This window comes from Mycobacteroides franklinii, from assembly GCF_001853795.1.
Classification (GTDB): domain Bacteria; phylum Actinomycetota; class Actinomycetes; order Mycobacteriales; family Mycobacteriaceae; genus Mycobacterium; species Mycobacterium franklinii.
Genome location: NZ_MLIK01000004.1, coordinates 786,001 through 809,286, shown reverse-complemented (window position 1 = coordinate 809,286; position 23,286 = coordinate 786,001). Strand labels below are relative to the sequence as shown.

General features: G+C 65.4%; 25 protein-coding genes and 1 tRNA gene. 17 read left to right on the top strand and 9 right to left on the bottom strand.

The window, feature by feature from the left end; translation table 11 throughout:
- Positions 1–29: 29 nt before the first annotated feature.
- From pth to BKG76_RS25395, 5 genes are all read right to left on the bottom strand, one after another.
- On the bottom strand, positions 30–596 hold the full coding sequence (pth, locus tag BKG76_RS04500; RefSeq protein WP_078279525.1) for an aminoacyl-tRNA hydrolase: 567 nt from the start codon (positions 594–596) through the stop codon (positions 30–32).
- Between the two features lie 36 nt (positions 597–632).
- Positions 633–1,280: a 50S ribosomal protein L25/general stress protein Ctc gene (locus BKG76_RS04495; RefSeq protein ID WP_070936318.1), complete on the bottom strand. Its 648-nt coding sequence runs from the start codon at positions 1,278–1,280 to the stop codon at positions 633–635.
- 155 nt (positions 1,281–1,435) lie between these two features.
- A complete protein-coding gene (locus BKG76_RS04490) occupies positions 1,436–2,320 on the bottom strand; it encodes an oxidoreductase (RefSeq protein ID WP_070936316.1) in 885 nt (294 codons plus the stop codon).
- 45 nt (positions 2,321–2,365) lie between these two features.
- A complete protein-coding gene (locus tag BKG76_RS04485) occupies positions 2,366–3,052 on the bottom strand; it encodes an LpqN/LpqT family lipoprotein (protein WP_070936314.1) in 687 nt (228 codons plus the stop codon).
- On the bottom strand, positions 3,045–3,176 hold the full coding sequence (locus BKG76_RS25395; protein WP_269085928.1) for a hypothetical protein: 132 nt from the start codon (positions 3,174–3,176) through the stop codon (positions 3,045–3,047). The genes BKG76_RS04485 and BKG76_RS25395 overlap by 8 nt, the downstream gene beginning before the upstream one ends.
- A gap of 150 nt (positions 3,177–3,326) precedes the next feature.
- Here BKG76_RS25395 and BKG76_RS04480 point away from each other — a divergent pair, with 150 nt between their 5' ends.
- Positions 3,327–3,674 carry a hypothetical protein gene (locus BKG76_RS04480; protein ID WP_083337905.1) on the top strand — a complete coding sequence of 116 codons (348 nt, stop codon included), beginning with the start codon at positions 3,327–3,329 and terminating at the stop codon, positions 3,672–3,674.
- A 23-nt stretch (positions 3,675–3,697) separates the two neighbouring features.
- On the opposite strand, the gene BKG76_RS04475 is transcribed toward BKG76_RS04480, so the two are convergent.
- The 3 genes from BKG76_RS04475 to BKG76_RS04465 all read right to left on the bottom strand — a co-directional run bounded on the left by BKG76_RS04475 (position 3,698) and on the right by BKG76_RS04465 (position 6,381).
- The gene (locus BKG76_RS04475; RefSeq protein WP_005059141.1) at positions 3,698–4,684 is read right to left on the bottom strand and encodes a ribose-phosphate diphosphokinase; all 987 of its coding nucleotides are present in this window, start codon (positions 4,682–4,684) and stop codon (positions 3,698–3,700) included.
- Between the two features lie 160 nt (positions 4,685–4,844).
- A complete protein-coding gene (glmU, locus tag BKG76_RS04470) occupies positions 4,845–6,293 on the bottom strand; it encodes a bifunctional UDP-N-acetylglucosamine diphosphorylase/glucosamine-1-phosphate N-acetyltransferase GlmU (protein WP_070936310.1) in 1,449 nt (482 codons plus the stop codon).
- 16 nt (positions 6,294–6,309) lie between these two features.
- Positions 6,310–6,381 (bottom strand) — tRNA-Gln (locus BKG76_RS04465).
- 131 nt (positions 6,382–6,512) lie between these two features.
- On the opposite strand from BKG76_RS04465, the gene BKG76_RS04460 reads away from it, so the two are divergent.
- The 7 genes from BKG76_RS04460 to BKG76_RS04430 all read left to right on the top strand — a co-directional run bounded on the left by BKG76_RS04460 (position 6,513) and on the right by BKG76_RS04430 (position 9,376).
- Positions 6,513–7,106, top strand: coding sequence for a TetR/AcrR family transcriptional regulator (locus BKG76_RS04460; RefSeq protein WP_070936308.1), 594 nt, complete (start codon positions 6,513–6,515; stop codon positions 7,104–7,106).
- Between the two features lie 74 nt (positions 7,107–7,180).
- Positions 7,181–7,414 carry a hypothetical protein gene (locus BKG76_RS04455; protein WP_070936306.1) on the top strand — a complete coding sequence of 78 codons (234 nt, stop codon included), beginning with the start codon at positions 7,181–7,183 and terminating at the stop codon, positions 7,412–7,414.
- A gap of 93 nt (positions 7,415–7,507) precedes the next feature.
- A complete protein-coding gene (locus BKG76_RS04450) occupies positions 7,508–7,807 on the top strand; it encodes a hypothetical protein (RefSeq protein ID WP_070936304.1) in 300 nt (99 codons plus the stop codon).
- 103 nt (positions 7,808–7,910) lie between these two features.
- Complete coding sequence (locus tag BKG76_RS04445) at positions 7,911–8,150, top strand: hypothetical protein (RefSeq protein ID WP_070936302.1); 240 nt, start codon at positions 7,911–7,913, stop codon at positions 8,148–8,150.
- A gap of 122 nt (positions 8,151–8,272) precedes the next feature.
- Entirely contained in the window at positions 8,273–8,536 is a 264-nt protein-coding gene (locus BKG76_RS04440; protein WP_070936300.1) for a hypothetical protein, read from the top strand.
- A 139-nt stretch (positions 8,537–8,675) separates the two neighbouring features.
- Complete coding sequence (locus tag BKG76_RS04435; protein ID WP_070936299.1) at positions 8,676–9,014, top strand: hypothetical protein; 339 nt, start codon at positions 8,676–8,678, stop codon at positions 9,012–9,014.
- A 62-nt stretch (positions 9,015–9,076) separates the two neighbouring features.
- Positions 9,077–9,376 carry a hypothetical protein gene (locus tag BKG76_RS04430; RefSeq protein WP_070936297.1) on the top strand — a complete coding sequence of 100 codons (300 nt, stop codon included), beginning with the start codon at positions 9,077–9,079 and terminating at the stop codon, positions 9,374–9,376.
- Here the strand turns inward: BKG76_RS04430 and lysA are convergent.
- Positions 9,373–10,719, bottom strand: a complete 1,347-nt coding sequence (gene lysA, locus BKG76_RS04425; RefSeq protein WP_070936867.1) for a diaminopimelate decarboxylase — start codon at positions 10,717–10,719, stop codon at positions 9,373–9,375. The genes BKG76_RS04430 and lysA overlap by 4 nt on opposite strands.
- A gap of 107 nt (positions 10,720–10,826) precedes the next feature.
- Here lysA and mfd point away from each other — a divergent pair, with 107 nt between their 5' ends.
- From mfd to BKG76_RS04380, 9 genes are all read left to right on the top strand, one after another.
- Positions 10,827–14,480, top strand: a complete 3,654-nt coding sequence (gene mfd, locus BKG76_RS04420) for a transcription-repair coupling factor (protein WP_070936296.1) — start codon at positions 10,827–10,829, stop codon at positions 14,478–14,480.
- Positions 14,477–15,520: a nucleoside triphosphate pyrophosphohydrolase gene (locus BKG76_RS04415; RefSeq protein ID WP_070936295.1), complete on the top strand. Its 1,044-nt coding sequence runs from the start codon at positions 14,477–14,479 to the stop codon at positions 15,518–15,520. The genes mfd and BKG76_RS04415 overlap by 4 nt, the downstream gene beginning before the upstream one ends.
- 114 nt (positions 15,521–15,634) lie before the next feature.
- A complete protein-coding gene (gene efeU, locus BKG76_RS04410; protein ID WP_070936866.1) occupies positions 15,635–17,686 on the top strand; it encodes an iron uptake transporter permease EfeU in 2,052 nt (683 codons plus the stop codon).
- 17 nt (positions 17,687–17,703) lie between these two features.
- Positions 17,704–18,930 carry an iron uptake transporter deferrochelatase/peroxidase subunit gene (efeB, locus tag BKG76_RS04405; protein WP_070936865.1) on the top strand — a complete coding sequence of 409 codons (1,227 nt, stop codon included), beginning with the start codon at positions 17,704–17,706 and terminating at the stop codon, positions 18,928–18,930.
- Between the two features lie 154 nt (positions 18,931–19,084).
- On the top strand, positions 19,085–19,804 hold the full coding sequence (locus tag BKG76_RS04400; protein ID WP_070936294.1) for a lytic transglycosylase domain-containing protein: 720 nt from the start codon (positions 19,085–19,087) through the stop codon (positions 19,802–19,804).
- A 48-nt stretch (positions 19,805–19,852) separates the two neighbouring features.
- On the top strand, positions 19,853–21,145 hold the full coding sequence (eno, locus tag BKG76_RS04395; protein ID WP_070936292.1) for a phosphopyruvate hydratase: 1,293 nt from the start codon (positions 19,853–19,855) through the stop codon (positions 21,143–21,145).
- A gap of 14 nt (positions 21,146–21,159) precedes the next feature.
- A complete protein-coding gene (locus tag BKG76_RS04390; RefSeq protein ID WP_109420559.1) occupies positions 21,160–21,777 on the top strand; it encodes an FtsB family cell division protein in 618 nt (205 codons plus the stop codon).
- Positions 21,774–22,256 (top strand): DUF501 domain-containing protein, encoded by a 483-nt coding sequence (locus BKG76_RS04385; RefSeq protein ID WP_070936289.1) that lies wholly within the window; start codon positions 21,774–21,776, stop codon positions 22,254–22,256. The genes BKG76_RS04390 and BKG76_RS04385 overlap by 4 nt, the downstream gene beginning before the upstream one ends.
- Positions 22,253–23,197 carry a Ppx/GppA phosphatase family protein gene (locus tag BKG76_RS04380; protein WP_070936863.1) on the top strand — a complete coding sequence of 315 codons (945 nt, stop codon included), beginning with the start codon at positions 22,253–22,255 and terminating at the stop codon, positions 23,195–23,197. Before BKG76_RS04385 ends, BKG76_RS04380 begins: the two co-directional genes overlap by 4 nt.
- The last annotated feature ends 89 nt before the right edge of the window (positions 23,198–23,286 follow it).

The following is a 23,286-nucleotide window of genomic DNA, read 5'->3' as shown; positions in this document are numbered from 1 at the left end:
AGGAGACCATAGCGGGCACATCCGGGCGTCTAACCCCAGGCATGTACCTGGTTCTGTGCTGCCTCCAGACCGAGGCGGATCAGTAGCTCCGTCGCGTCGACGCCCTGCTCACACAGCAGGGGAACCTGCTCGGTCTCCGTCTTGGCGAAGTTCTCCAAGACGAAAGCCGCCGGGTCCTTGCGTCCGGGTGGACGTCCGACGCCCAGCCGAACCCGCAGATAGTCCTTGGTGCCCAGCGACTGCGATATCGAGCGCAGGCCATTGTGGCCGCCCTCGCCGCCGCCGAGCTTGAGTCGCACGGTGCCGAAATCCAGATCCAGCTCGTCGTGCATGACGATGACGTTCCCGGCGGGAACCGAAAAGAACTTGGCCAGCGCGGCCACCTGAGGACCCGAGGTGTTCATGAACGTGCGGGGCTTGGCCAGGTTCACGGCCCGGCCGCCGAGGCGAATCGTCGTCGCCTCGGCGCCGGACTTCTTGTGCGGCTTGAAGGTTGCGCCATCCTTGGCCGCCAACAGGTCGGCGACCATGAATCCGAGGTTGTGTCGTGTCTTGGCGTAGGTCGGCCCGGGGTTGCCCAGGCCGACCACCAGCACGGCGTCTTCGGATAAATCGGGCACGGATTACTCCGCCTACTCTTCGGTGGAGCCTTCGGCGTCCTCGGCGACGGGCGCCTCGGCACCTTCACTGCCACCACCCTCGGCGTCCATCTCACTGGCGGTCGGCGCGGCGACGACGTTGACGACAAGGGTCTCGGGATCGGAGATCAGGGTGGAGCCCGTGGGCAGTTCGATCGCGCCGGCGGCGATCTGGGTGCCGGCGGGCAGGCCCTCGACCGAGACGGTGAGGAACTCGGGGATCGACATTGCCTCGGCCTCGATCTCCAGGGTGTTGGCGTCCTGAGCCACCAGGGTGCCGCTCTCGGCATCGCCCTCGACGTGGACGTTCACCTCGACAACGACCTTCTCGCCCTTACGCACGACCAGCAGGTCGGCGTGCACCAGGTTGCGGCGGATGGGGTGAATCTCGATGGTCTTGGTGAGGGCCAGCTGCTCGCGGCCTTCGATATCCAGCGTGAGGATGGCGTTGGTGCCGGTGTGGCGCAGCACGGCCGCGAAATCGCGGGCCGGCAGGTTCAGGTGCTCGGGGGCGGTGCCGTGGCCGTACAGCACGGCGGGAACCTGGCCGTCGCGGCGGGCGCGGCGTGAGGCGCCCTTACCGGTGTCCTTGCGGACGGTGACGGTGAGGTTATTGCTGGTGGGGGTGTTCTTCTTGGACATCTGGTCAACTCCTTGCGTTTCGTGAGACACGGCACAGGGAGGACAACACGATGAAGTCCATGATCCCGTCGATAACGGTGGGAAGACCCACCCTCGCCGTGACAGCCTGCTCAGAGTAGCCGAGGCGGGACCGGAAAGACCAATCAGCGCAGGTGTCAGAGAGGGAACGACACCCCGGTGAGCTGCTCGGACAGGTCCCACAGTCCCTTGGCGCTCTCGGTGTTCTGCGCCCTGCTGCTGCGTCCTACGCGCTTGGGGTACCCCTTGGCCTCGAACGGCCCGTCCGGTCCGATGTACGTGTCACCCGGCAGGTCCTGGGATGCGGCGTACAGCGTGGGAAGGGCACCGTGTTGGGCGTCCTGCGCGAAGAGGTTCCCCGTCTTCAGCGCGATCTCGAAGATCGGGTTCCCGCTGTGTGACTGCAGCTCGGTGGCCGCCACACCCGGATGGACGGTCAGCGCGCGCACCGACGACCCGGCGGCGCTCAGACGCCGCTGCAATTCCTTGGTGAACAGCAGATTGGCCAGCTTCGAGGCCCCGTAGGCCCCCGCGCGGGTGTAACCGCGGCGCTCGTAGTTGAGATCGCCCAGATTGATCTTCCCGGCCCGGTGCGCGACGGAAGACACCGCGATCACCCGGTCGGTGAGCTTGGGCAGCAGCAGATTGGTGAGCGCGAATGCGCCGAGATGGTTTGTGCCGATTTGGCTTTCGAAGCCGTCGACCGTCTTGGCCTGCGGCACCATCATGATGCCGGCGTTGTTGACCAGGATGTCGACGCTCTCGACGGTGTCGGCGAACGCACGCACCGAAGCCAGGTTGGCCACATCGACCTGTCGCACCTCAGTGCTTCCTTTGATCGAAGCCTTGGCGGCGTTTCCCTTTTCGGTGTTGCGCACCGCCATGATGACGTGCGCGCCCACACGGGCCAGTTCGCGCGCGGTCTCCAGGCCCAGCCCGCTATTCGCTCCGGTGATGACGACGGTGCGGCCCTCGAACGACGGCAGCTCGGCGGCGGTCCATTGGGTAGTCGACTTGGTCACGGGAGCTGACCCTAACGGTCCTGGCCGACAGCGTCGAGGGTGTCCTTACCGCTTCGTGATTTTCAGGCCACCGGTGAGGGCGGCGACGTCCGGGGACAGCGCGGTGGACTGGGATTCGGTGGTCGTCACCGTGAGCTGAACCAGGTAGTGCAGCAATCCGTCGGGCACGATGACATCCCGATTCCACGCGTGCACTCGCACGTTCTGGTTGTCGTAGGTGCCCTCGATGGCGGCCGACGGGTATCCCTGGAAGTCGTCGAGAGACGAGGCGATCTTCTGAAAGTTCTGGGTGTTCTGCGCGTCGGCGAATCCGTGCTCGGTGATCGCCTTGCGGGCATCCAGAGGGCCGTCGAGCTTGATGAGATACACCACCGCGCTCGGTGTTCGGCCCTGATCGGCGCCACTGGGCTTATCGGTGATCAGGTAGGCGGGATCGAGTGAGCCCAGGTTCTCCCAACCCTCGGGCAGCGGCAGCTCGACCCGGACGTTAGCCGGGCTCTCCGGTGACACCGGGGTGACCTTGACACCGATGCTTTGCAGGTATTGGTTCATCGATGTCGGCGTGACGGTGGCCGGTGCGGTGGTCGATTCCGCGGAGGAGCTGCTCGGTGCGGTGGTCGATTCCGGGGCCGAGCTGCTCGAGGAAATGGTGGGCTGCCCGGGCTTTTGGGTGCCGCATCCGATCGTCGCGAGTGCCACCACGCATGCGACCGCTAGCGCGGCCTTACGCATTCTTGCCGAAAAGTACTGTCACCGAATCGTTCTCGAAGACCTCATGGACGGTGGTGGCGCTCAGTAGCACGGTGCGACCCTCTGTTGGGTGGATTGGTGGTGGCCCCTTGGGTGCTGTGCTCACGGGACCGACCCTATGGGTTGTTACGCCCGTTCGCCAGATTGGGTGAACGGCCCGGCGGCTCTGGCGGGCAATTGGCGCAATGGTTTTCGCTGTTGAAAAGCACACAGATTTTCATGTCCACATCCATGGAAAGCGCTGTACCTTTACTGAATGCTACTTGTGAAATCTTCAAGAACACGATCGGTCGCGCATCGTTTCTTGCCAGTGCTTGGTCTCGTCGTTTTCGGTGCTGTCGGACTGGGTTCCGCGGAAGTAACCGCCCTGGCGGATCCGCTCGCCCCCGCTGCCGTGATTTCTGCTGCGCCCCTCAACCCGGGCGATCCCGGTGGCGGTAACGGTCCCGACGCCGATGTGTCGGGCCCTGACGACACCGACAGCAACAACATCGCTCCGCCGGCACCTGCCAGCGGTACCGGCGCCGGATGCGAGAACGCGGGTGCGGTGTGCGGAGGAGACGAGAGTGGAACCGTTCTGACGTCGGACAACGACGAGGTCTAGTTCCGATCGGTTCGGTGCGGGGCTTAGGCGTTCCCGTCGAAAAGCCCTGTCACCGAACCGTTCTCGAAGACCTCGCGGATGGTGCTGGCCAGCAGCGGCGCGATCGACAGTACGGTCAGCTGCGGGAACCGCTTCTCCTCGCCGATGGGCAAGGTGTTGGTGACCAACACTTCCCGGGCGCCGCAGTTGGCCAGACGCTCGGCGGCGGGGTCGGACAGCACGCCGTGGGTGGCGGCGATCACGACGTCCTTGGCGCCTGCCTCGTGCAGGAGCCCAACCGCACCGGCGATCGTGCCACCGGTATCGATCATGTCGTCGGTGATGACGCAGGTCTTGCCGGTCACGTCACCGACGACGCGATTGGCCTTGACCTGGTTGGGTACTCGCGGATCACGGGTCTTGTGGATGAAGGCCAGCGGCACGCCACCTAGGGAGTCGGCCCATTTCTCGGCGACGCGCACGCGACCGGAATCCGGTGACACGACGACCACATCTTCGCCATTGCTCACATAGTGCTCGGCGATGTAGCCGCAGAGCAGCGACTGGGCACGCATGTGGTCCACCGGCCCGTCGAAGAAGCCCTGGATCTGGTCGGTGTGCAGGTCGACGGTGACGATGCGATCCGCGCCGGCGGTCTTGTACAGGTCGGCCACCAGGCGGGCCGAGATGGGCTCGCGGCCGCGGTGCTTCTTGTCCTGGCGGGCATAGGGGTAGAACGGCAGGATCGCGGTGATGCGCTTGGCGCTGCCCCGCTTGAGGGCGTCGATCATGATCAGCTGTTCCATTAGCCAGGTGTTCAGCGGCGCGGGATGCGACTGCAGAACGAACGCGTCGCAGCCGCGTACCGACTCCTCGAACCGCACGAAGATCTCGCCATTGGCGAAATCGCGGGCGGTCTGCGCGGTCACCTGGACGTCGAGCTCCTTGGCGACCTGTTCGGCCAGCTCGGGGTGCGCACGACCCGAGAACAGCATCAGATTCTTGCGGTTGTCCGTCCAGTCGGTGCTCACGGCGCAGCTAGTCCTCTTGGGTTTAGTTCGGGTCTTGGGCTACTGACGGGTACCGCCCCGTCGGGGTAATCGTACGGACCTTTCCCGGATGACTGGGAGGGGGTTGCCGGAATTTGAACGCGAGATGTCCAACCCGGGTTCTCGGTGGTCAGGAATCCGGTCAGGAACCTCTGGATGCTTCCTCGGCAGCCCTGGCCGCGTCCGAGCCCGGACGCTTCTGTGCCACCCAGCCTTCGATGTTGCGCTGCGGGCCGGCCGACACCGCCAGCGCACCCGGCGGCACGTCTTCGCGGATGACGGTCCCGGCGCCGGTGTACGCACCGTCGCCCACGGTCACCGGGGCCACGAACATGGTGTCCGAGCCGGTCTTCACATGCGAGCCAATTACGGTGCGCCGCTTGGTCTCTCCGTCGTAGTTGACGAACACGCTGGACGCGCCGATGTTGCTGTGCTCGCCGATATCGGCGTCGCCCACGTAGGTCAGATGCGGCACCTTGGTGCCCCGGCCCACGGTGGAGTTCTTGACCTCCACGAACGCGCCGAGTTTGGCGCTCTCGCCCGTGACCGTGCCCGGTCGCAGGTAGGTGAACGGCCCGATGACCGATCGCGCGCCGATGGTGGAGCCCTGACCGTGTGTGCGGATGACCGTGGCCGAGTCGCCGACGGTGACGTCGATGAGGGTGGTGTCCGGTCCGATATGGCAATGACCGCCGATGACGGTCGACGAGTGCAGCTGGGTGCCGGGAGCGATGGTGGCGTCCTGCCCGATCCGGACTTCGACGTCGATCCAGGTGCTCGACGGGTCGACGATGGTGACCCCATTGCGCTGATGATGGCGGATGATCCGGCGGTTCAGTTCGGCACCGAGCTCGGAGAGCTGCACCCGGTCGTTGACCCCGGCCACCAGTGCGCTGTCGTCAACATGGTTGGCGTGCACCACTTTTCCGCTCTCGCGAATGATCGAGACGGCATCGGTGAGGTACAGCTCGTGCTGCGCGTTATCGGAGCGCAACCGCGACAGCGCCGCGTGCAGGGCCTCGACGTCGAAGGCGTACACCCCGGCGTTGACCTCGCCGATGGCGCGCTGACTCTCGGTGGCGTCGGTCTGCTCGACGATTGCGATGACCTCGCGGTCCTGGGTGCGCAGGATGCGTCCATAACCGGTGGGATCTGCCAGCGTGGTGGTCAACAGGGTGGCGGCGGCGGGCTCGCTCGTGTGCCGGCCGATCAGCCCCGCCAGGGTGTCGCCGTCCAGCAGGGGGATGTCGCCCGAGGTGACGACGACCGTGCCCGAGAAGTCCGGCGGCAGCGCCTGTAGACCGCACGCCACCGCGTGTCCGGTACCGAGCTGCTGTTCCTGGACGGCGATCTCGATCTTCCTGCCGAGCGACTCGGCGAGGATGTCGACGGCGGTGGCGATGCGTTCGCGGTCATGCCCCAGCACGATCACCAGATGTTCGGGATTTACGCTGGCTGCCGCATACACGGAGTGCGCCAGCATGGAGCGGCCACCGAGGGTATGCAGCACCTTGGGGATATCCGAACACATGCGGGTACCGGCGCCCGCGGCCAGCACGATTACTGCGGTCCCAGCGGAATTGCCTGGCATTTCCTACTCCCTACTGCTCCGTCGCCAGGACTCGAACCTGAACTATCTGAACCAAAATCAGAGGTGCTGCCGATTACACCACGACGGACTGTTACAGAATGAAGACTGTAGTCGACCACCTAGCTCGGCCACGCGGCCTGCCGAGGGGTCGAGAAAGAGTGATGGCACATGGCGGTACCTAGTAGGCCGGACGGCCCCGGACGCACCCCTCGCGTCCGGATGGCCGGCACTGAGCGCCGCCGTCAGCTGATCGATGTGGCGCGGTCGTTGTTCGCCGAGCGCGGATACGAGGCCACCTCGATCGAGGAGATCGCGCAACGCGCTGGGGTGTCCAAGCCTGTCGTGTACGAGCATTTCGGCGGCAAGGAGGGGCTGTACGCCGTCGTGGTGGATCGTGAGATGTCCGTGCTGCTGGACGGCATCACCTCGTCGTTGACGAGTTATCGCTCGCGGGTCCGGCTCGAGCAGGTGGCGCTTGCCCTGCTGAGCTACATCGAGGACCGCACCGACGGCTTCCGGATCCTGATCCGGGATTCACCCCCCGGTGTCAGCTCGGGGACGTACTCCAGTCTGCTCAACGACGCGGTCAGTCAGGTGTCGAGCATCTTGGCGGGTGACTTCCAGCGCCGTGGTCTGGACGCCGAGATGGCGCCGCTGTACGCGCAGGCGTTGGTGGGACAGGTGTCGATGACGGCGCAATGGTGGCTTGATGCCCGGGAGCCCAAGAAGGAAGTGGTGGCGGCTCATATCGTCAACCTGTGCTGGCACGGTTTGAAGCATCTGGAAGCCGATCCGCAGCTGCACGAGGAGTGACCCGTCGCGCAGGAACATCTGCGCACTCCGGACCGTTCGACATAACGGATGGTTCGTACAGGTGGTGGTCGGTCATGACGGGGTCGCGTTGGGTTGTGGGTATGGCGGCCGCGTTCGCGTTGGGTGTGATCGGCGCGCCCAATGCGGCGGCCGATAATTGCAGCGGTCCGCTCACCGCGCGGGTGTGCGTGAAGCCCGGCAACGCGGAACTGCATTCCACACCGAATCGGCAGGTCATCCCCGAGGTTCCGCAGGCATCGCCATGGTTGGTCGTGGGCGGTACTGGGTCCGGTGTGTGGATCCCTTGACGGGGCCGGCAGTCGAGGTGAACCCACGCGTGACATGCCTCGATCACCTAGAATTTAAGTTGTCGGGGTTGATCAGTAGGTGAGGTGTTTGTCATGACGACATCAGTAGTTGTGCGATGGGCTGTGGTCGGCGCCGCAGCGGCCGCGCTGGGCGCATTGCCTGTGTCGCTGGCCCCGGTCGCCGCGGCAGACCCGCAATGTGCCGACCCGGCCATGTGTCAGTCCGCGCCGGCCAACCCAGAGGATTGCAACGGCGGTCCCGACGACATGGTGTGCACCCGTGCGGGGGATGCGGAACTGCATTCGTCGCCGAACCCGGCCGACATTCCGGAGGTTCCGCAGGCCGAGCAGCCACCCTGGATGGTTTTCGGTAATCCCGGTATGGGTCACTAGCCGGTAGACGCCGGAGCAGCGTTACCTCGATAGTTGCTTTCAGTTCCTAATGAGTCTAATTTTGATTCGTTAGGGAATCTAAGCAGTTAAGGGGTGTTGTTCCATGCCTGGCCTTCGGTATGCCATGGCGGTGGCGGCGACGGGTTTGTTTGTCGTCGTTCCTGTCGACGTCGATTCGACGTATGCCGCGGGCCCGGCCCGGGGAGGGCACGGGAACTGCATGCAGCCGCGAACCGGTTCCGAGATTTGTGTGACCTCGGGCGACGCCGAGCTGCGGTCCTGGCCGGACCCGGCCGACTTGCCGAAACCGCCGGATGTGCCGGTGCGTCCCGACAATCTGTGAGCCGGTTGGGCAGGCGGACGCACCGTGATCTGGCTAGCCGAAAAGCTGCGAATCAACCATGTGACGTGCGAAAAGCGCCTAAAATCAGACGTTGGGGTTGATGGATAGGCGAGGTGTCTGTCATGGCGTCAACAGCGTTCCGATGCGTGGTTACCGCCGCGTCGGCGGTCGCTCTGGTCATCGTGCCGGTGGCACCGGTCGCGGGTGCGGAGCAGCCGTGCGCGGATCCGGCCATGTGTCAGGCACCGCTGCCGCCGACTCCGGTACATGAGGACGTCGAGCTGCACTCAAGTCCGGATCCGTATGTCATGCCGCAGGTTCCGCAAAGCAGCATGCCGCCGTGGCAGGCGATCAACGCTCCCGGCGAGGCGCGTAATCGCCCCTGACAGGTGACATCGCTTTCCTGGCAAGGGTTTTTCTCGGCAGGAATCAAACTGGTAGCAGACTCACAGCTGCCGTTCACTTTTCTGGGTCGGAACACGCCTATGTTCGGCGTGGAGACCGCCCAGCTGTCAGGAGCTCAGCATGCGACTGTTGTGGATTCGTGCCGGCCTGGCAGTGCTCTCACTGTCGCTCTTCGTTGGGGTTCCGCTGGCCGCGGGAACGGTGCGCGCGGACCCGTGCCCGGCCGGGGCGCCGCGTTGCGCGTTGCCGCCCAATCAGCCACGGCCCGTGGGCGACCATGAGAAATGCACCGGCGCCTCTGCCGATCTCAGGGTTCCCGAGACCTTCGAGCAATGCTCCGAGACGGGGGACGCGGAGCTGCGGTCGGCTCCCAATGTGAGGGACTTGCCGACGCCGCCCCAGTCGACCCAGGCCGTGATGGTGCCGGGCAATGGTTCCTCTCCGCAAGCACACGGCTGAACGCTGCTGTGAATTCGCTGCGAAGTAGTGCCTGGCTAATCAAATAGGCCTATCGTTTGCTCATGATGTTTGTGCTGGTGAGACGTGCGGCGCTGCTGGTTGCTGCTGCGGTCACCGTCGGTGTGCCGCTTGCTCTCGACATATCTCACGCCGACCCGCCCTGCGCCCCAGGAGCTTCGCACTGTGCGTTGCCTACCGCGGTCGTTCCGCCGGCGGGTGCGCACGAGAAGTGCGGCGCACCCAAGCCGGGTGAGCAGGTGTGCACCGAGCCGGGCGATGCCGAGCTGCATTCCTCGCCCACGGCCAAGATTCCCTCACCGCCGTTGACGGTTGCGCCGACCAAGAGCGGCGCCGCGCTCTAGCGCGCGCCGCGGTCCCGCGACAACAGATCGGCGATCGTTTCGCGACGCACTAGTTCGCGTACGTGTCCGTCGCGGACCGCGAGCACGGGCGGACGTCCCACCATGTTGTAGGACGAGGCCATGCTGTGGTTGTACGCGCCGGTGCACGCGACGGCCAACACATCGCCGGGACGAACATCGGACGGCAGGCTGACATCGCGGGCGATCTCGTCACCGGATTCGCAGTGCCGCCCGGCCACCGTCACCAGCTGCGGGGGAGCAGAGGGATGCCGGTTTGCCAGCGCGACACTGTATTTCGCGTCGTACAGGGACACGCGGGGGTTATCGCTCATACCGCCGTCGACGGCCACGAAGGTGCGCCCACCGGGCTGGGTCTTGACCGACACCACCCGATACAGCGTCACGCCCGCGCGTGCGGAGATGGCGCGGCCGGGCTCGACGACGACGCGCGGGCGCGGGAAGCGCTCGGCCGCGCAGGCGGCATCGAGGGCGTCGTCAATGAAGTCGCGCAGCTCGGCGAGGTCGAGTTCGGGGTCGCCCGAACGGTAGGGAACGCCGTGGCCGCCACCGATGTTGAGTTCACCCAGGATCACGCCGTGTTCGGCACGGATGTCGGCCATCGCCGCGATCATGCGGCGGATGGTCTCGGCGTACAGCGCGCAGTCGGTGACCTGTGAGCCGATGTGGCAGTGCAAGCCCACGAGGTCCAGCAGGGGTTGGTCCAGAACGCGGCGGGCGGCCTCGATCGCGTGTCCACCATGGAGCGGGAACCCGAATTTCTGGTCGGTGATGCCCGTGGTGACGGCGGCATGCCCGTGGATATCGATATCGGGGGTAACCCGTACCAGCACACGCTGGCGCTTCTTGAGCCGAGTCGCCAGGAACATGATCTCGGTGTAGGAGTCCACCACGATCCGGCCCACGCCGACCGCGGCGGCATCACTGAGCTCGTCGGGGGTCTTGGCGTTGCCGTGCATGATGATTCGTTCCGGGTCGAAACCTCCCGCGAGTGCGGTCGCCAACTCACCGGAGGAGCAGACGTCCAGTGAGAGCCCCTCTTGAGCCACCCAGCGCGCGACATCGGCCGTCAGAAGTGCCTTGCTGGCATAGGCGACCTCGATCTCGCGCAGGGTGCTGCGATAGCGGCGGGCGCGGTAGCGGAAGTCCTCCTCGTCAAGCACGTACGCGGGGGTACGGAACTGGTCGGCGATTTCCGAGAGCGCCGTCTCTCCGACGCACATCCGGCCCTGCTCATCCAGATGTGTGGTGACCGGCCACACCGTCGGGTCGACGCGTGGCCGAGCCACATTGTGTAAGGACGGCAGGAGGTCCAGAAGTGTCATGTATTCACCGTGCGCCCGTGGCGAGCGCATGTGGAGTTTCTTGACGTGGCCTTGACGGCGATGGGCCCGATTTTGGCGAGATCTGGGCGCCGTAGAATAGGGCCACCATGACTGCGACTACCCCGCCTCTCGCCGGGGTGATCCGGACAGCCTTGCGGGACCCTGCATTCGATGTTCTCGCTCCGGCCATTGCCGCCAAGACCGGCCTCGATCTGACCGGTCCGACGTGTGCACGCGCATTTGTCGTGACGGGTATGGCCGATGCGAGCGATCCACCCGTCCTGGTTGTGACGGCCACCACCCGAGAGGCGCAAGACCTCGCCGCCGAGCTGCGCGACGTGTACGGCGACGCGGTGACGCTGTTGCCGTCCTGGGAGACGCTCCCGCACGAGCGGTTGTCACCCGGTGTCGACACCGTGGGTGCCCGGTTGCAGGTGCTGCACCGGCTGGCCCATCCGGAGGATTCCCGGATGGGGGTGCCGCTGCGAGTGGTGGTGACCACGGTGCGCTCGCTGCTGCAGCCGATGTCCCCCGAGCTGTTCGATCTGGAGCCGGTGGAGCTCACCGTCGGTGCCGAGTCGGAATTCGATGGGTTGATCGCCCGTCTGGTCGAGCTCGCATACACCCGAGTGGACATGGTGGCCGGCCGCGGGGAGTTCGCGGTGCGCGGCGGCATCCTGGATGTTTTCAGTCCCACCGCCGACCATCCGGTGCGGGTCGAGTTCTGGGGTGACGAGGTCAGCGAGATGCGCTACTTCTCCGTCGCCGACCAGCGATCGATCCCCGAGTTGGAGGTCACGTCCGTACTCGCCATGCCCTGTCGCGAGCTGCTTCTCACCGAGCAGGTGCGCACCCGCGCCGCCGAACTCGCCGCTGTGGCGGGAGTCTCCGGTAGCACGCCAGAAGAGCACCGCCTCGGCGCCGGGGTAGGGGAGATGCTCGCCAAGCTGGCGGACGGTATCTGCGTCGACGGTATGGAATCGCTATTGCCCGTGCTGCATTCGGGCGAGCTGACCATGTTGGTCGACCATCTGCCCGACAACGCACCCGTCTTGGTCTGCGATCCGGAGAAGGTGCGGAGGCGGTCGGCCGATCTGGAGCGCACCGGCCGGGAATTCCTGGAGGCGTCTTGGTCTGTCGCCGCCATCGGAGCCGATGCACCGATCGATATTGCCGCACTGGCAGATTCGGGGTTCCGTGAACTCGATGACGTCAAGCATGCGGCGGGCGAGGCCGGGTATCCATGGTGGTCGCTGAGCCCGCTGGGCATGGACAACGATCAAACTGTCGCGCTGGCGGTGCGACCGTCGCCGTCCTCGCGCGGTCACAAAGAGGGTGCGGCGGAGATCTTCGCGATGTTGCGTGCTCACGTGATGACCGGTGGGCGGGCGGCCGTTGTGGCCGCCGGAGCCGGCACCACACATCGGATTATCGAGCAGCTGGCCGAAACGGAAACCCCTGCAACGCTGTTAGAGCCGGGCGCAGAGCCTGCCGAGGGCGTCGTCGGGGTGCTGCGTGGTCATCTCACCGATGGCGTGATACTCCCGGGTGCCAATATCGTCATCGTCACCGAGACGGATCTCACCGGTAGCCGGGTTGCGGCCACCGACGGCAAGCGGCTACCGGCCAAGCGCCGCAATCAGGTTGACCCGCTGGCACTCTCCGCCGGTGACCTCGTTGTGCACGATCAGCACGGCATCGGGCGGTTCGTGGAGATGGTGGAACGCACCGTCGGTGGAGCCCGTCGGGAATACCTGGTGCTGGAGTACGCGTCGAGTAAGCGTGGCGCCGCGGCCGGCGGCCAGAGCGATCGCCTGTACGTGCCGATGGACTCCCTGGATCAACTGTCCCGGTACGTGGGTGGCGAGTCGCCTGGTCTCAGTCGCCTCGGCGGCAGTGACTGGACCAACACGAAGACCAAGGCACGTAAGGCTGTTCGCGAGATCGCGGGCGAACTTGTCGCGCTGTACGCGGCGCGCCAGGCGGCGCCCGGACACGCCTTCGCTCCGGACACCCCGTGGCAGCGCGAGATGGAAGACGCCTTCGGCTTCGTGGAGACCGTCGACCAGCTGACCGCCATCACCGAAGTGAAATCGGATATGGAGAAGCCGGTTCCGATGGACCGGGTGGTGTGCGGCGACGTCGGCTACGGCAAAACCGAAATCGCGGTGCGCGCGGCATTCAAGGCCGTCCAGGACGGTAAGCAGGTCGCGGTGCTGGTACCCACCACGCTGCTGGCGGATCAGCATCTGCAGACATTCACCAATCGCACCGCCGGCTTCCCGGTGAAGGTGGCGGGTCTGTCGCGTTTCACCGATCCGGTCACCTCGAAACTGGTTATCGAGGGAATGGCCGATGGCTCAGTCGATATCGTCATCGGCACGCACCGGCTGCTGCAGACCGCGGTGCGATGGAAAGACCTTGGGCTGGTGATCGTCGACGAAGAACAGCGGTTCGGTGTGGAGCACAAGGAGCACATCAAGGCGCTGCGTACCCATGTGGACGTTCTCACCATGAGCGCCACCCCGATTCCGCGCACCTTGGAGATGAGCCTGGCCGGCATCCGGGAGATGTCGACCATCCTGACCCCGCCCGAGGAGCGTTATCCGGTGCTCACCTATGTGGGCCCGCATGACGACAAGCAGGTGGCGGCGGCGCTGCGCCGCGAGCTGTTGCGCGACGGCCAGGCGTTCTACGTGCACAACCGGGTGAGCACCATCGACAAGGCCGCCGCGCGAATACGCGATCTCGTCCCCGAGGCCAGAGTCGTTGTTGCGCACGGCCAAATGCCTGAGGAATTGCTTGAGCGCACCGTCGAGGGGTTCTGGAACCGCGAATACGACATCCTGGTGTGCACCACCATCATCGAGACCGGTTTGGACATCTCCAACGCCAACACCCTGATCGTGGAGCGCGCCGACATCTTCGGTCTGTCGCAGCTGCACCAGCTGCGCGGTCGTGTCGGCCGCAGCCGCGAACGCGGATACGCCTACTTCCTGTACTCACCCGAGGTGCCGCTCACCGAGACCGCCTACGACAGGCTCTCGACGATCGCGCAGAACAACGATCTGGGCGCAGGCATGGCCGTGGCCATGAAGGACTTGGAAATCCGTGGCGCGGGCAACGTGCTTGGGGTGGAGCAATCCGGGCATGTCGCCGGGGTGGGTTTTGATCTTTACGTGCGGCTTGTCGGCGAGGCTGTCGAGGCGTATCGCGCTGCGGCGGATGGGAAGACTGTGCTGACCGCCGAGGAGCCGAAGGAGGTGCGCATCGACCTCCCGGTCGACGCGCATCTGCCCACCGACTACATCGGTAGCGATCGGCTGCGGCTCGAGGCGTACCGCCGGCTCGCGGCTGCCGGGGATACCGCACAGATCAATGCGGCCGTGGAAGAGCTCACCGACCGCTACGGGCCGCTGCCGCTTCCGGTGCAGCGACTGGTGGCCGTCGCTTCGTTGCGATTGCTGTGTCGCGAGATGGAGATCACCGACCTTTCGGTGGTCGGTACCAACATTCGGATACAGCCGTTGCCACTCCTGGACTCGGCGCAGTTGAGGCTGAAACGTTTACATCCGGCCGCGCAGTATCGTGCGACGACTTCGGTTGTGCAGGTTCCCATTCCGCGTTCCGGCGACGGCGGTGTGGGTTCGGACCGGATCCGCGACCTGGAACTTGTCCACATGATCGCCGATCTGCTGATTGCGTTGTCGGGGCGCCCCGCGGGCAGTGTTGATATAACTCCAATGGAGGTGAGCAAATGACCGTCATATTCGTCGACCCGCGCCATCCGTCCATGGTTCCGGTGGAGGCAGTTGGTTTGCTCGCCGGCGATCTGCAATACACCGAGGAACTTCCGGTCCGGCTGGCGTGGACGCTGTCGACCGCACGTCCGGTGTACATCGGCGAGGATGCCCCGGCGCTGTTGTCCTCGGACCGCAATCACCCGGAGGTGCGGGCGCGCATCCAGGCAGGCGCCAGGATCATCGCTCCGCCCGAGCGGCAGGGTGAGAAGCTCATCGATGCGGTGGCCGTGATGGATCGGCTGCGGACAAACGGTCCGTGGGAGAGCACGCAGACCCACGATTCGTTGCGGCGGTATCTGCTCGAGGAGACCTACGAGCTGTTCGATGCCGTGCGCACCGGCGATGCCGACGAGCTTCGTGGCGAGCTGGGCGATGTGTTGCTACAGGTGCTCTTCCATGCCCGCATCGCCGAGGATGCGCCCGAGCATCCGTTCAACATCGACGATGTCGCCGAGACGCTGTTGAACAAGCTGGGCAATCGCATTCCGGTAATACTTGGCGCCGGTGGTGATCCCGCTTCGATCTCGCTGGAAGAGCAACTGGCGCAATGGGAAGAGCGTAAGGCGCAGGAGAAAGACCGCGACTCCTGCCTGGACGGTGTGTCCAGTAGTCAGCCCGCGCTCGCGCTCACCCAAAAGGTGCTCGGTCGGGTGACGGCCGCGGGCTTGCCTACGGAGTTGATCCCGGCACAGCTGCTGTCGGTGCGCATCGACCTCGATGGCGACGCCGAAAACCAGCTGCGTGCTGACACTTTGGAATTTATGGACACCGTGCGGCGCGCCGAGAAAGGCATCTTGGTGGGCCGCCGCGGCGATGATGTTGCGGCCGAGCTGGACGTCAGCGACTTGCGTGAGGTGAGCGCCGAGGAATGGCGTGCGCACTGGCGGCAGGCGCCGGTTGAACCCGTCGAGGCCAAGGATGTGGAGCTCACTGCCGAAGAGCAGCGGCCCGATGTGCACGATGAGCCGGAGGATTCCGGTCAGTCGAAGACCGCCTAGCTTCGGTGTTGCTTAGCTAGATTCACGCCGGGTAGGACTTTGTGCCCGACGCGCAGGGACCATTGCCCACGGAGGCATTTGCGCTGCGTGTTAGGAGTGCCATACCTTATCTGCGTGGTCTTATCAGACGCGATTCCCAACCTGCTCATCGGCCTGCGCGAGGGGCTGGAAGCGGGCCTCGTGGTAAGCATATTGCTCGCCGCCGTCCACCGGTCCTCGCTGGCGGCGGAGGGTCGTCGCGCCACCGCCCCGATATGGCTGGGCGTGCTCGGCGCGCTCACCGTGTCGGCGAGCTTCGCGGCGGTCCTCAACTCCACCACAAGTTCGTTGGGCGCCATCGGCCAAGACGTGGTGGGCGGGTTGCTCAGCATCCTGGCGGTCGGGCTGGTCACCGCAATGATCTTCTGGATGTCGCGCACCGCGGCCAACCTGTCGGGCGAACTGTCCGGGAAGGTTGAGCACGCCCTGGTGCTTGGGGCGGGAGCGCTCACGCTGACCGCCTTCCTCGCGGTTGCTCGTGAGGGCCTTGAGACCACCCTGTTCTTCTGGACCGCGGCCAAGGCGGCCGGAGAGACGACCGGCCCGGTGATTGGCGGCGCCATCGGTCTGGCGATCGCCGTGGCGCTGTGCTGGCTGCTGTACCGGCGCGCCGTTCGGCTGAATCTCAAGGTGTTCTTCACCCGCACCGCCATCGTCCTGATCGTGATCGCCGCCGGCATCCTGGCCTACGGTGTGGGCGATCTGCAGACCGCGGGATGGCTGCCCGGTCACTCCTGGTACGCGTTTGACCTGAGCCAGCGGATATCCGCGGACTCGTGGTGGGTAACCATCGTCACCGGCATCACGCAGCTCACGCCCAGAATGACGGTGCTGCAGGTGCTTGCCTGGGTCGGCTATCTGGTATTCGTCATTCCGGCGTTCATGCGGGTCTCACGGCTGGCTCCCTCGCCCGCCGAATCCAACGCCGACGAGGAGCCGTCCACCTTCGCGCGACTGATCGGCCAACGTCCTCTCGCTGTCGCCGCAGCCATCTTGGTGGTGCCCGCGCTGCTGGCCGCGGTCGTCATCGCGATTCTCCCGGCCGCCGACCACGATGCCGGTGCTCGGGTCACGGTGACCGCAAATGGGTGCGCGGACGACTGGAAGTCGGCACGCACGGGTCTGCAGACGTTCACCGTGATGAACAAATCCGGCAAGACGGGGGAGATCAACCTCGTCGATGCCAACAATGGGGTGGTCGCCGAGATCGAGACACTGGGTCCGTCCACGAGTGCCACCATGACGGCCGCGCTGTCGAACGGGACCTACAAGTTCGTATGTCTCATGGCTGGTGAGCCCGCCAAATATTCTGCGGCCCAACAAGTCAACGGAGAGTCGGTTCCCGGTACCCCGCAGCCGGTCGTGCGGGTGACAGAAGAAGATCTCAAGCCGCCCATGGAGGCATACCAGCACTATGCCGACGATCTGCTGGGTGTGCTGGGCGGGCAGGTCCGAACCGTGCGAAACGATCTCGCATCCGGCAACATCGAGGCCGCGAAGAAGGATTGGGTACCGGCGATTCTGACCTGGAACCGGATCGGCGCCGCCTACGGCAGCTTCAAGGATTACGGAGACGCCATCGCCGGACTGCCCCACGGACTGCCGGAGGGTGTCAATGACCCTGATTTCAAGGGCTTGCGTCGCCTGGAATACGGGCTGTGGCACGGCCAGCCGGCGACCGCGCTGACGCCGGTCACTGACGAGCTGGTGGCCACGATCGACAAGCTGCGCGCCAACCTGTCGGACGTGATGACCGATCCGGCGGACCAGACCAAGCGACCCCACGAAATCCTTGAGGACACCCTGCGATTCCAGCTCATGGGCTTCACCAACCAGGGAGCGGGAACCGAGTACGAGGAGGCCGCCGCGGCAGTCGATGCCACCCGGGCGGTGCTCGGTCAGTTCGCGCCGTTGGTTACCGCTCGTGCGCCGAAACTGCTGGAAGAGAGCAAGTCTCGACTTGATGCGCTGGGTAGCGCCCTCAAGGGCACACAGCAGGATGGTCGTTGGCGACCGCTTGCACAGGTACCGCTGAGCGAGCGTCAGTCGGTCAATGCGGCGCTCGGCAATGTGCTCGAGAAGCTTGCATCGGTACCGCTGCTCATCGAACTTCCGCCGAGCCGTTGACCAAGGAGTCGCGCAATATGGATGTCAATCGCAGGAACTTTCTTCGTGGTGCCGCCGTGGGCGCCGCGGGTACCGCGATCACGGGAGCGGCGCTCGTCAAGGGCGCCGAGATCGATGCGAACGCGGCAGCGGTGGCTATGCCACCCAGTCGGTATGCGTTCCATGGGACGCATCAATCGGGAATTCTCGTGCCGCCCCCGGCCGAGAAGCAGAACTTCGCCTGCCACGTGGCCTTCGATGTGACCTCAAAGAACAAGGACGCGGTGATCGCGGCGTTCAAGACGCTCACCGGACGCGCGCGGTTCCTGTGCAACGGCGGCACCCCGCCCGAGCTCGGCATCGGCGAACCTCCCGCCGATAGCGCGGTGCTGGGTCCCGTCGTCGAATCGGATGGATTGACGGTGACGGTTGCCCTGGGCTCGAGCCTGTTCGACGGACGATTCGGGCTCGCGGACCGCAAGCCTGCCAAGCTGAAGCCGATGACGGTGTTCCCCAACGACTTTCCCGAGGTGGCATGGTCGCATGGAGATCTGTTGGTGCAGCTGTGCGCGCACAACCCGGACACCGTGCATCACGCGCTGCGAGATATTACGCGCGCGGTTCGCGGTGATCTGCAAATGCGTTGGCGCATAGAGGGATACAACTCGCCGCCGCGCCCGTCGGGAACTGGTCGAAACCTTTTGGGGTTCAAGGACGGTACCGCCAACCCCGTCTCCAACGACGCCGAGAGTCTGGTGTGGGTCGGTGACGGTGAACCGGCCTGGACCGCGGGGGGCACCTACATGGTGGTGCGCTTGATCCGGATGATGGTCGAGTTCTGGGACCGCGTCTCCATCAACGAGCAGGAGCGCATGTTTGGTCGCCGTCGCGACAGCGGTGCGCCACTGGATGGCAACAACGAGTTCGATACGCCCAACTATGCGACCGACGCGGACGGCAAGACGATTCCGCTCGACGCACACATCAGGCTGGCCAATCCGCGCACCAACGAGACGGATAGGCAGCGGCTGGTGCGTCGTTCCTACAACTACGACCTGGGCGTGGACGCGAACGGCAACATGCAGTCGGGCCACGTCTTCGTCTGCTACCAGCAGGATCTGGAACGCCAGTTCGAGACGGTGCAAAACCGTCTCAACGACGAGCCACTCGTTGATTACGTGCAGCCGTTCGGGGGTGGATACTTCTTTGCGTTGCCGGGTGTAGCCGACCAGGGCGATTGGTACGGAAAAGCCCTGCTGAGCTAGTCCGATCAGCCGCTTCAATCGCCCGCGGCAGCCTCGGCTGCATCACCGTGTGGCCAGCTCATGCGACGATGGAGGGCAATCCATCGCACCGTCTAGGAGTTCTGTCGTGTCGTCCCTCGCTGTGCGCTCCTTCTCGGCGCGCTTAGGACGGATCATGCTCGTCGTCTCCATTTCGGTGTTTCTGCTGGCAGGAGGATGTTCCTGGCAGTTGGGTGGCCGTAATCCGCTTCCGCAGGGCGTGCCGCCACCTGCCGGTGATCCGGTGCCCGATATCGAGACACCGCCCGCGCACATCCAGGGCCGTCCCGCCGATCAGCTGCGCGAGTGGTCGACGCCCCGTGCGGAGAAGACGGGAATCCCCGTCATCGCCCTGGAGGCCTACGCCTACGCGGCCAAGGTTGCCGAGCGGGAGAACCCGCGCTGCAAGATCGCGTGGACCACGCTGGCCGGAATCGGCACCGTCGAGAGCCATAACGGCACCTATCACGGCGCCGTGCTTCAGCCCAATGGTGATGCCCTGCCGCCCATTCGTGGGGTGCGTCTGGACGGGTCCAACGGAAACCTGCGGCTCCCGGACACCGACAAGGGTGCGCTGGACGGTGACGCAAATCAGGACCGCGCGATGGGGCCCATGCAGTTCATTCCGGAAACCTGGCGCATCTACGGGGTGCGCGCGGCGGGCGAGGGCGAGCCCAGCCCCGACAACATCGACGACGCGGCCCTCTCGGCGGCCGGGTACCTGTGTTCGCGTGGCGGTGACCTGAGCACCACCGACGGCTGGATCAAGGCACTGTGGGCCTACAACATGTCGGACGTGTACGCCGAGCAGGTACGGGACTGGGCCACGGCCTACGCCAAAGGTGCGACGCTGTAGCACTAGTCTGTTAGTCGACCACCGGAGCACCCCCCCAAAGGAGAGACAGTGCCGATTCTTGAGCAGGTAGGCGCCCGCGAGATCCTCGATTCGCGCGGCAACCCGACCGTCGAGGTCGAGGTCGCCTTGACCGATGGCACGTTCGCACGGGCGGCCGTCCCCTCCGGTGCCTCCACCGGTGAGCACGAGGCCGTTGAGCTGCGCGACGGCGGTGCCCGCTATGGCGGCAAGGGTGTCACCAAGGCCGTGAACGCCGTGCTGGACGAGATCGCCCCCGCCATCATCGGTGAGAGCGCCGATGATCAGCGCCTCATCGATCAGGCCCTGCTTGACCTGGATGGCACCCCGGACAAGTCGCGTCTGGGCGCCAACGCCATCCTGGGCGTCTCGCTGGCCGTGGCCAAGGCCGCCGCCGACTCGGCCGGGCTGGCGCTGTTCCGCTACCTGGGTGGCCCGAACGCGCACATTCTGCCGGTGCCGATGATGAACATCCTCAACGGTGGCGCGCACGCCGACACCGGGGTGGATGTGCAGGAGTTCATGGTGGCGCCCATCGGCGCACCGAGCTTCAAGGAGTCGCTGCGCTGGGGCACCGAGGTCTACCACTCGCTCAAGTCCGTGCTCAAGAAGCAGGGCTTGTCCACCGGTCTGGGTGATGAGGGTGGCTTCGCTCCCGATGTCGCAGGAACCCGCGCCGCGCTGGATCTGATCAGCACCGCCATCGAGGCGACGGGCCTCAAGCTGGGCTCGGACGTGGCGCTGGCACTGGACGTCGCGGCCACCGAGTTCTACAGCGTCGCAGATGGTTACAGCTTCGAGAAGGAGAAGCGCACCGCCGAGCAGATGGGTGCGTTCTACGCAGAGCTGCTTGACGCCTACCCGCTGGTATCCATCGAGGACCCGCTGTCGGAGGACGACTGGGACGGATGGGTCGCGCTCACCACCGCAATCGGCGACCGGGTACAGCTGGTCGGCGACGATCTGTTTGTCACCAACCCCGAGCGCCTCGAGGAAGGCATCGAGCGTGGTGCTGCGAATGCCTTGCTGGTCAAGGTGAATCAGATCGGCACGCTCACTGAGACGCTGGACGCGGTGACGCTGGCGCACAGCAGCGGCTACAAGACGATGATGAGCCACCGCAGTGGCGAGACCGAGGACACCACCATCGCCGACCTGGCGGTCGCGGTGGGCAGCGGCCAGATCAAGACCGGCGCCCCGGCGCGAAGCGAGCGGGTGGCCAAGTACAACCAGCTGCTGCGTATCGAGGAAACACTTGGCGACGCCGCCCGCTTCGCGGGAGATCTTGCGTTCCCGCGTTTTTCGATCGAACCGTCCAACTAGCCGACAGCTGAGCTGTGGCTGAATCCAAGCGCCGCCCCGCGTCCGGTAGGTCGCGGGGGCCGGCCCCGGCTGCGCGTAAACGGACGCCGGTCAAGCGTCCGGCGCAGAAGGTTGTCCGGGGGCCCGCGGCACCGGCCAAGGCCACGAAGACGACGGGGGCGGTGGCCGCGTCGATCGAACGGAGCGCCGAGCACCAGTCCGAGCAGCGTCTCGGTTCCACCGCGCGGCGGGCCGCGATCCTGGCGGCGGTGGTGTGTGCGTTGACCTTGACGGTGGCCGGCCCGGTGCGCACCTACTTCTCTCAGCAGGCCGAGAGGAATCAGCTTGCGGCCGCGGAAGCCCAACTGCGAGACCAGATTGCCTCCCTCGAGGACAAGAAGCGCCGGCTGGCGGATCCGGCCTATATCGCGGCCCAGGCACGTGAGCGGCTGGGATTCGTGATGCCCGGTGAGGTGCCGTTCCAGGTGCAGCTGCCGAATACCCCGGTCGATGCCAAGCCGCAGGGGCAGGGACCGGTGGACAACGGCAATCCCTGGTACACCAATCTGTGGCACAACATCGCAGATTCCCCGACGGCAATACCGACCGCACCGCCCGCCGTTGAGCCTGCACCTACGGCGCCGCGCCCGTGATCTCTGACGACGATATCGCTGCGGTCGGAGCGCAATTGGGCCGCGCACCGCGAGGGATGCTGGAGGTTTCCTACCGTTGCCCCAACGGTGAGCCCGCGGTGGTGAAGACTGCCCCGCGTCTACCCGACGGCACGCCTTTTCCGACGCTGTACTACCTGACGCATCCGGCCCTCACGGCCGCGGCCAGCCGGCTGGAATCGGGTGGCCTGATGCGCGATATGACGGAACGCCTTGCCGCCGATGAGGAATTGGCTGCCGCATACCGGCGCGCGCACGAGAGTTACCTCGCCGAGCGTGATGCCATCGAACCGCTCGGAACCACCGTTACCGCAGGTGGGATGCCCGACAGGGTCAAGTGCCTGCACGTGTTGATCGGGCACTCGCTCGCCGTGGGGCCGGGAGTAAATCCCTTGGGGGATGAGGCAATTCGAGAGCTGGCTGGCACCATGCCCGGCGTACTTCCCGAGGTGTGGGGGTGACGCGTGTTGCCGCCGTGGATTGCGGTACCAACTCGATTCGTCTGCTGATCTCGGATATCGATGGCGCCGGACGGCTGAGCGATGTGCATCGCGAAATGCGGATCGTGCGCCTGGGGCAGGGCGTCGACGCGACAGGGGAGTTCGCGCCGGAGGCCATCGAACGGACCCGGGTGGCGTTGGGCGCGTACGCCGAGCTGATGGAATCATTTGGGGTGCAGCGTGTGCGCATGGTCGCAACATCGGCTGCGCGTGACGTTTCCAACCGCGAGGCATTCTTCGCGATGACCGCCGAGCTGCTCGGAACGGTAGTGCCGGGCGCCGTCGCGAAGGTCATCACGGGCACCGAGGAGGCGGGCCTGTCGTTCGCCGGTGCGGTCGGCGAGCTGGATTCGGCAGCCGAGCCTTTCGTGGTGGTCGACCTTGGCGGCGGGTCCACCGAAACGGTGGTCGGCAATAGCAGTGGTGTTACTGCGAGCTTCTCGGCCGATATCGGCTGCGTGCGTCTCACCGAGCGATGCCTGCACTCGGACCCTCCGACCGCTGACGAGATCACGGCGGCGCGCGATGCGGTGCGGGCACAGTTGGCGCGTACCTTCGACGTCGTGCCGGTGCACGACGCACGCACCTGGGTAGGGGTCGCGGGCACCTTCACCACGCTGGCGGCGCTGGCGCACCGGCTGGATGTGTATGACCCCGCCGCGATCCACCTTTCGCGAGTGCCCCTGGGGCGTCTGGCCGAGGTAACGTCGTCGTTGATCGCAATGCCGCGATCGGAGCGGGCTGCCCTTGGGCCAATGCATGAGGGACGTGTCGACGTCATCGGCGGCGGGTCCATCGTTGTTGAGGAGTTGGCGCACGAGTTGTCTGAGCGCGCCGGGATTACCGAACTGGTGGTCAGTGAGCACGACATCCTCGACGGCATCGCGATGTCCCTGCGGTAGCTCGCTTTATCCCCAAGTGCTGTGAACTGAGTCACAGTTGACAGTCTTAATGCTCCACGACTTGACTCATGATGTAAATCAACTGACAG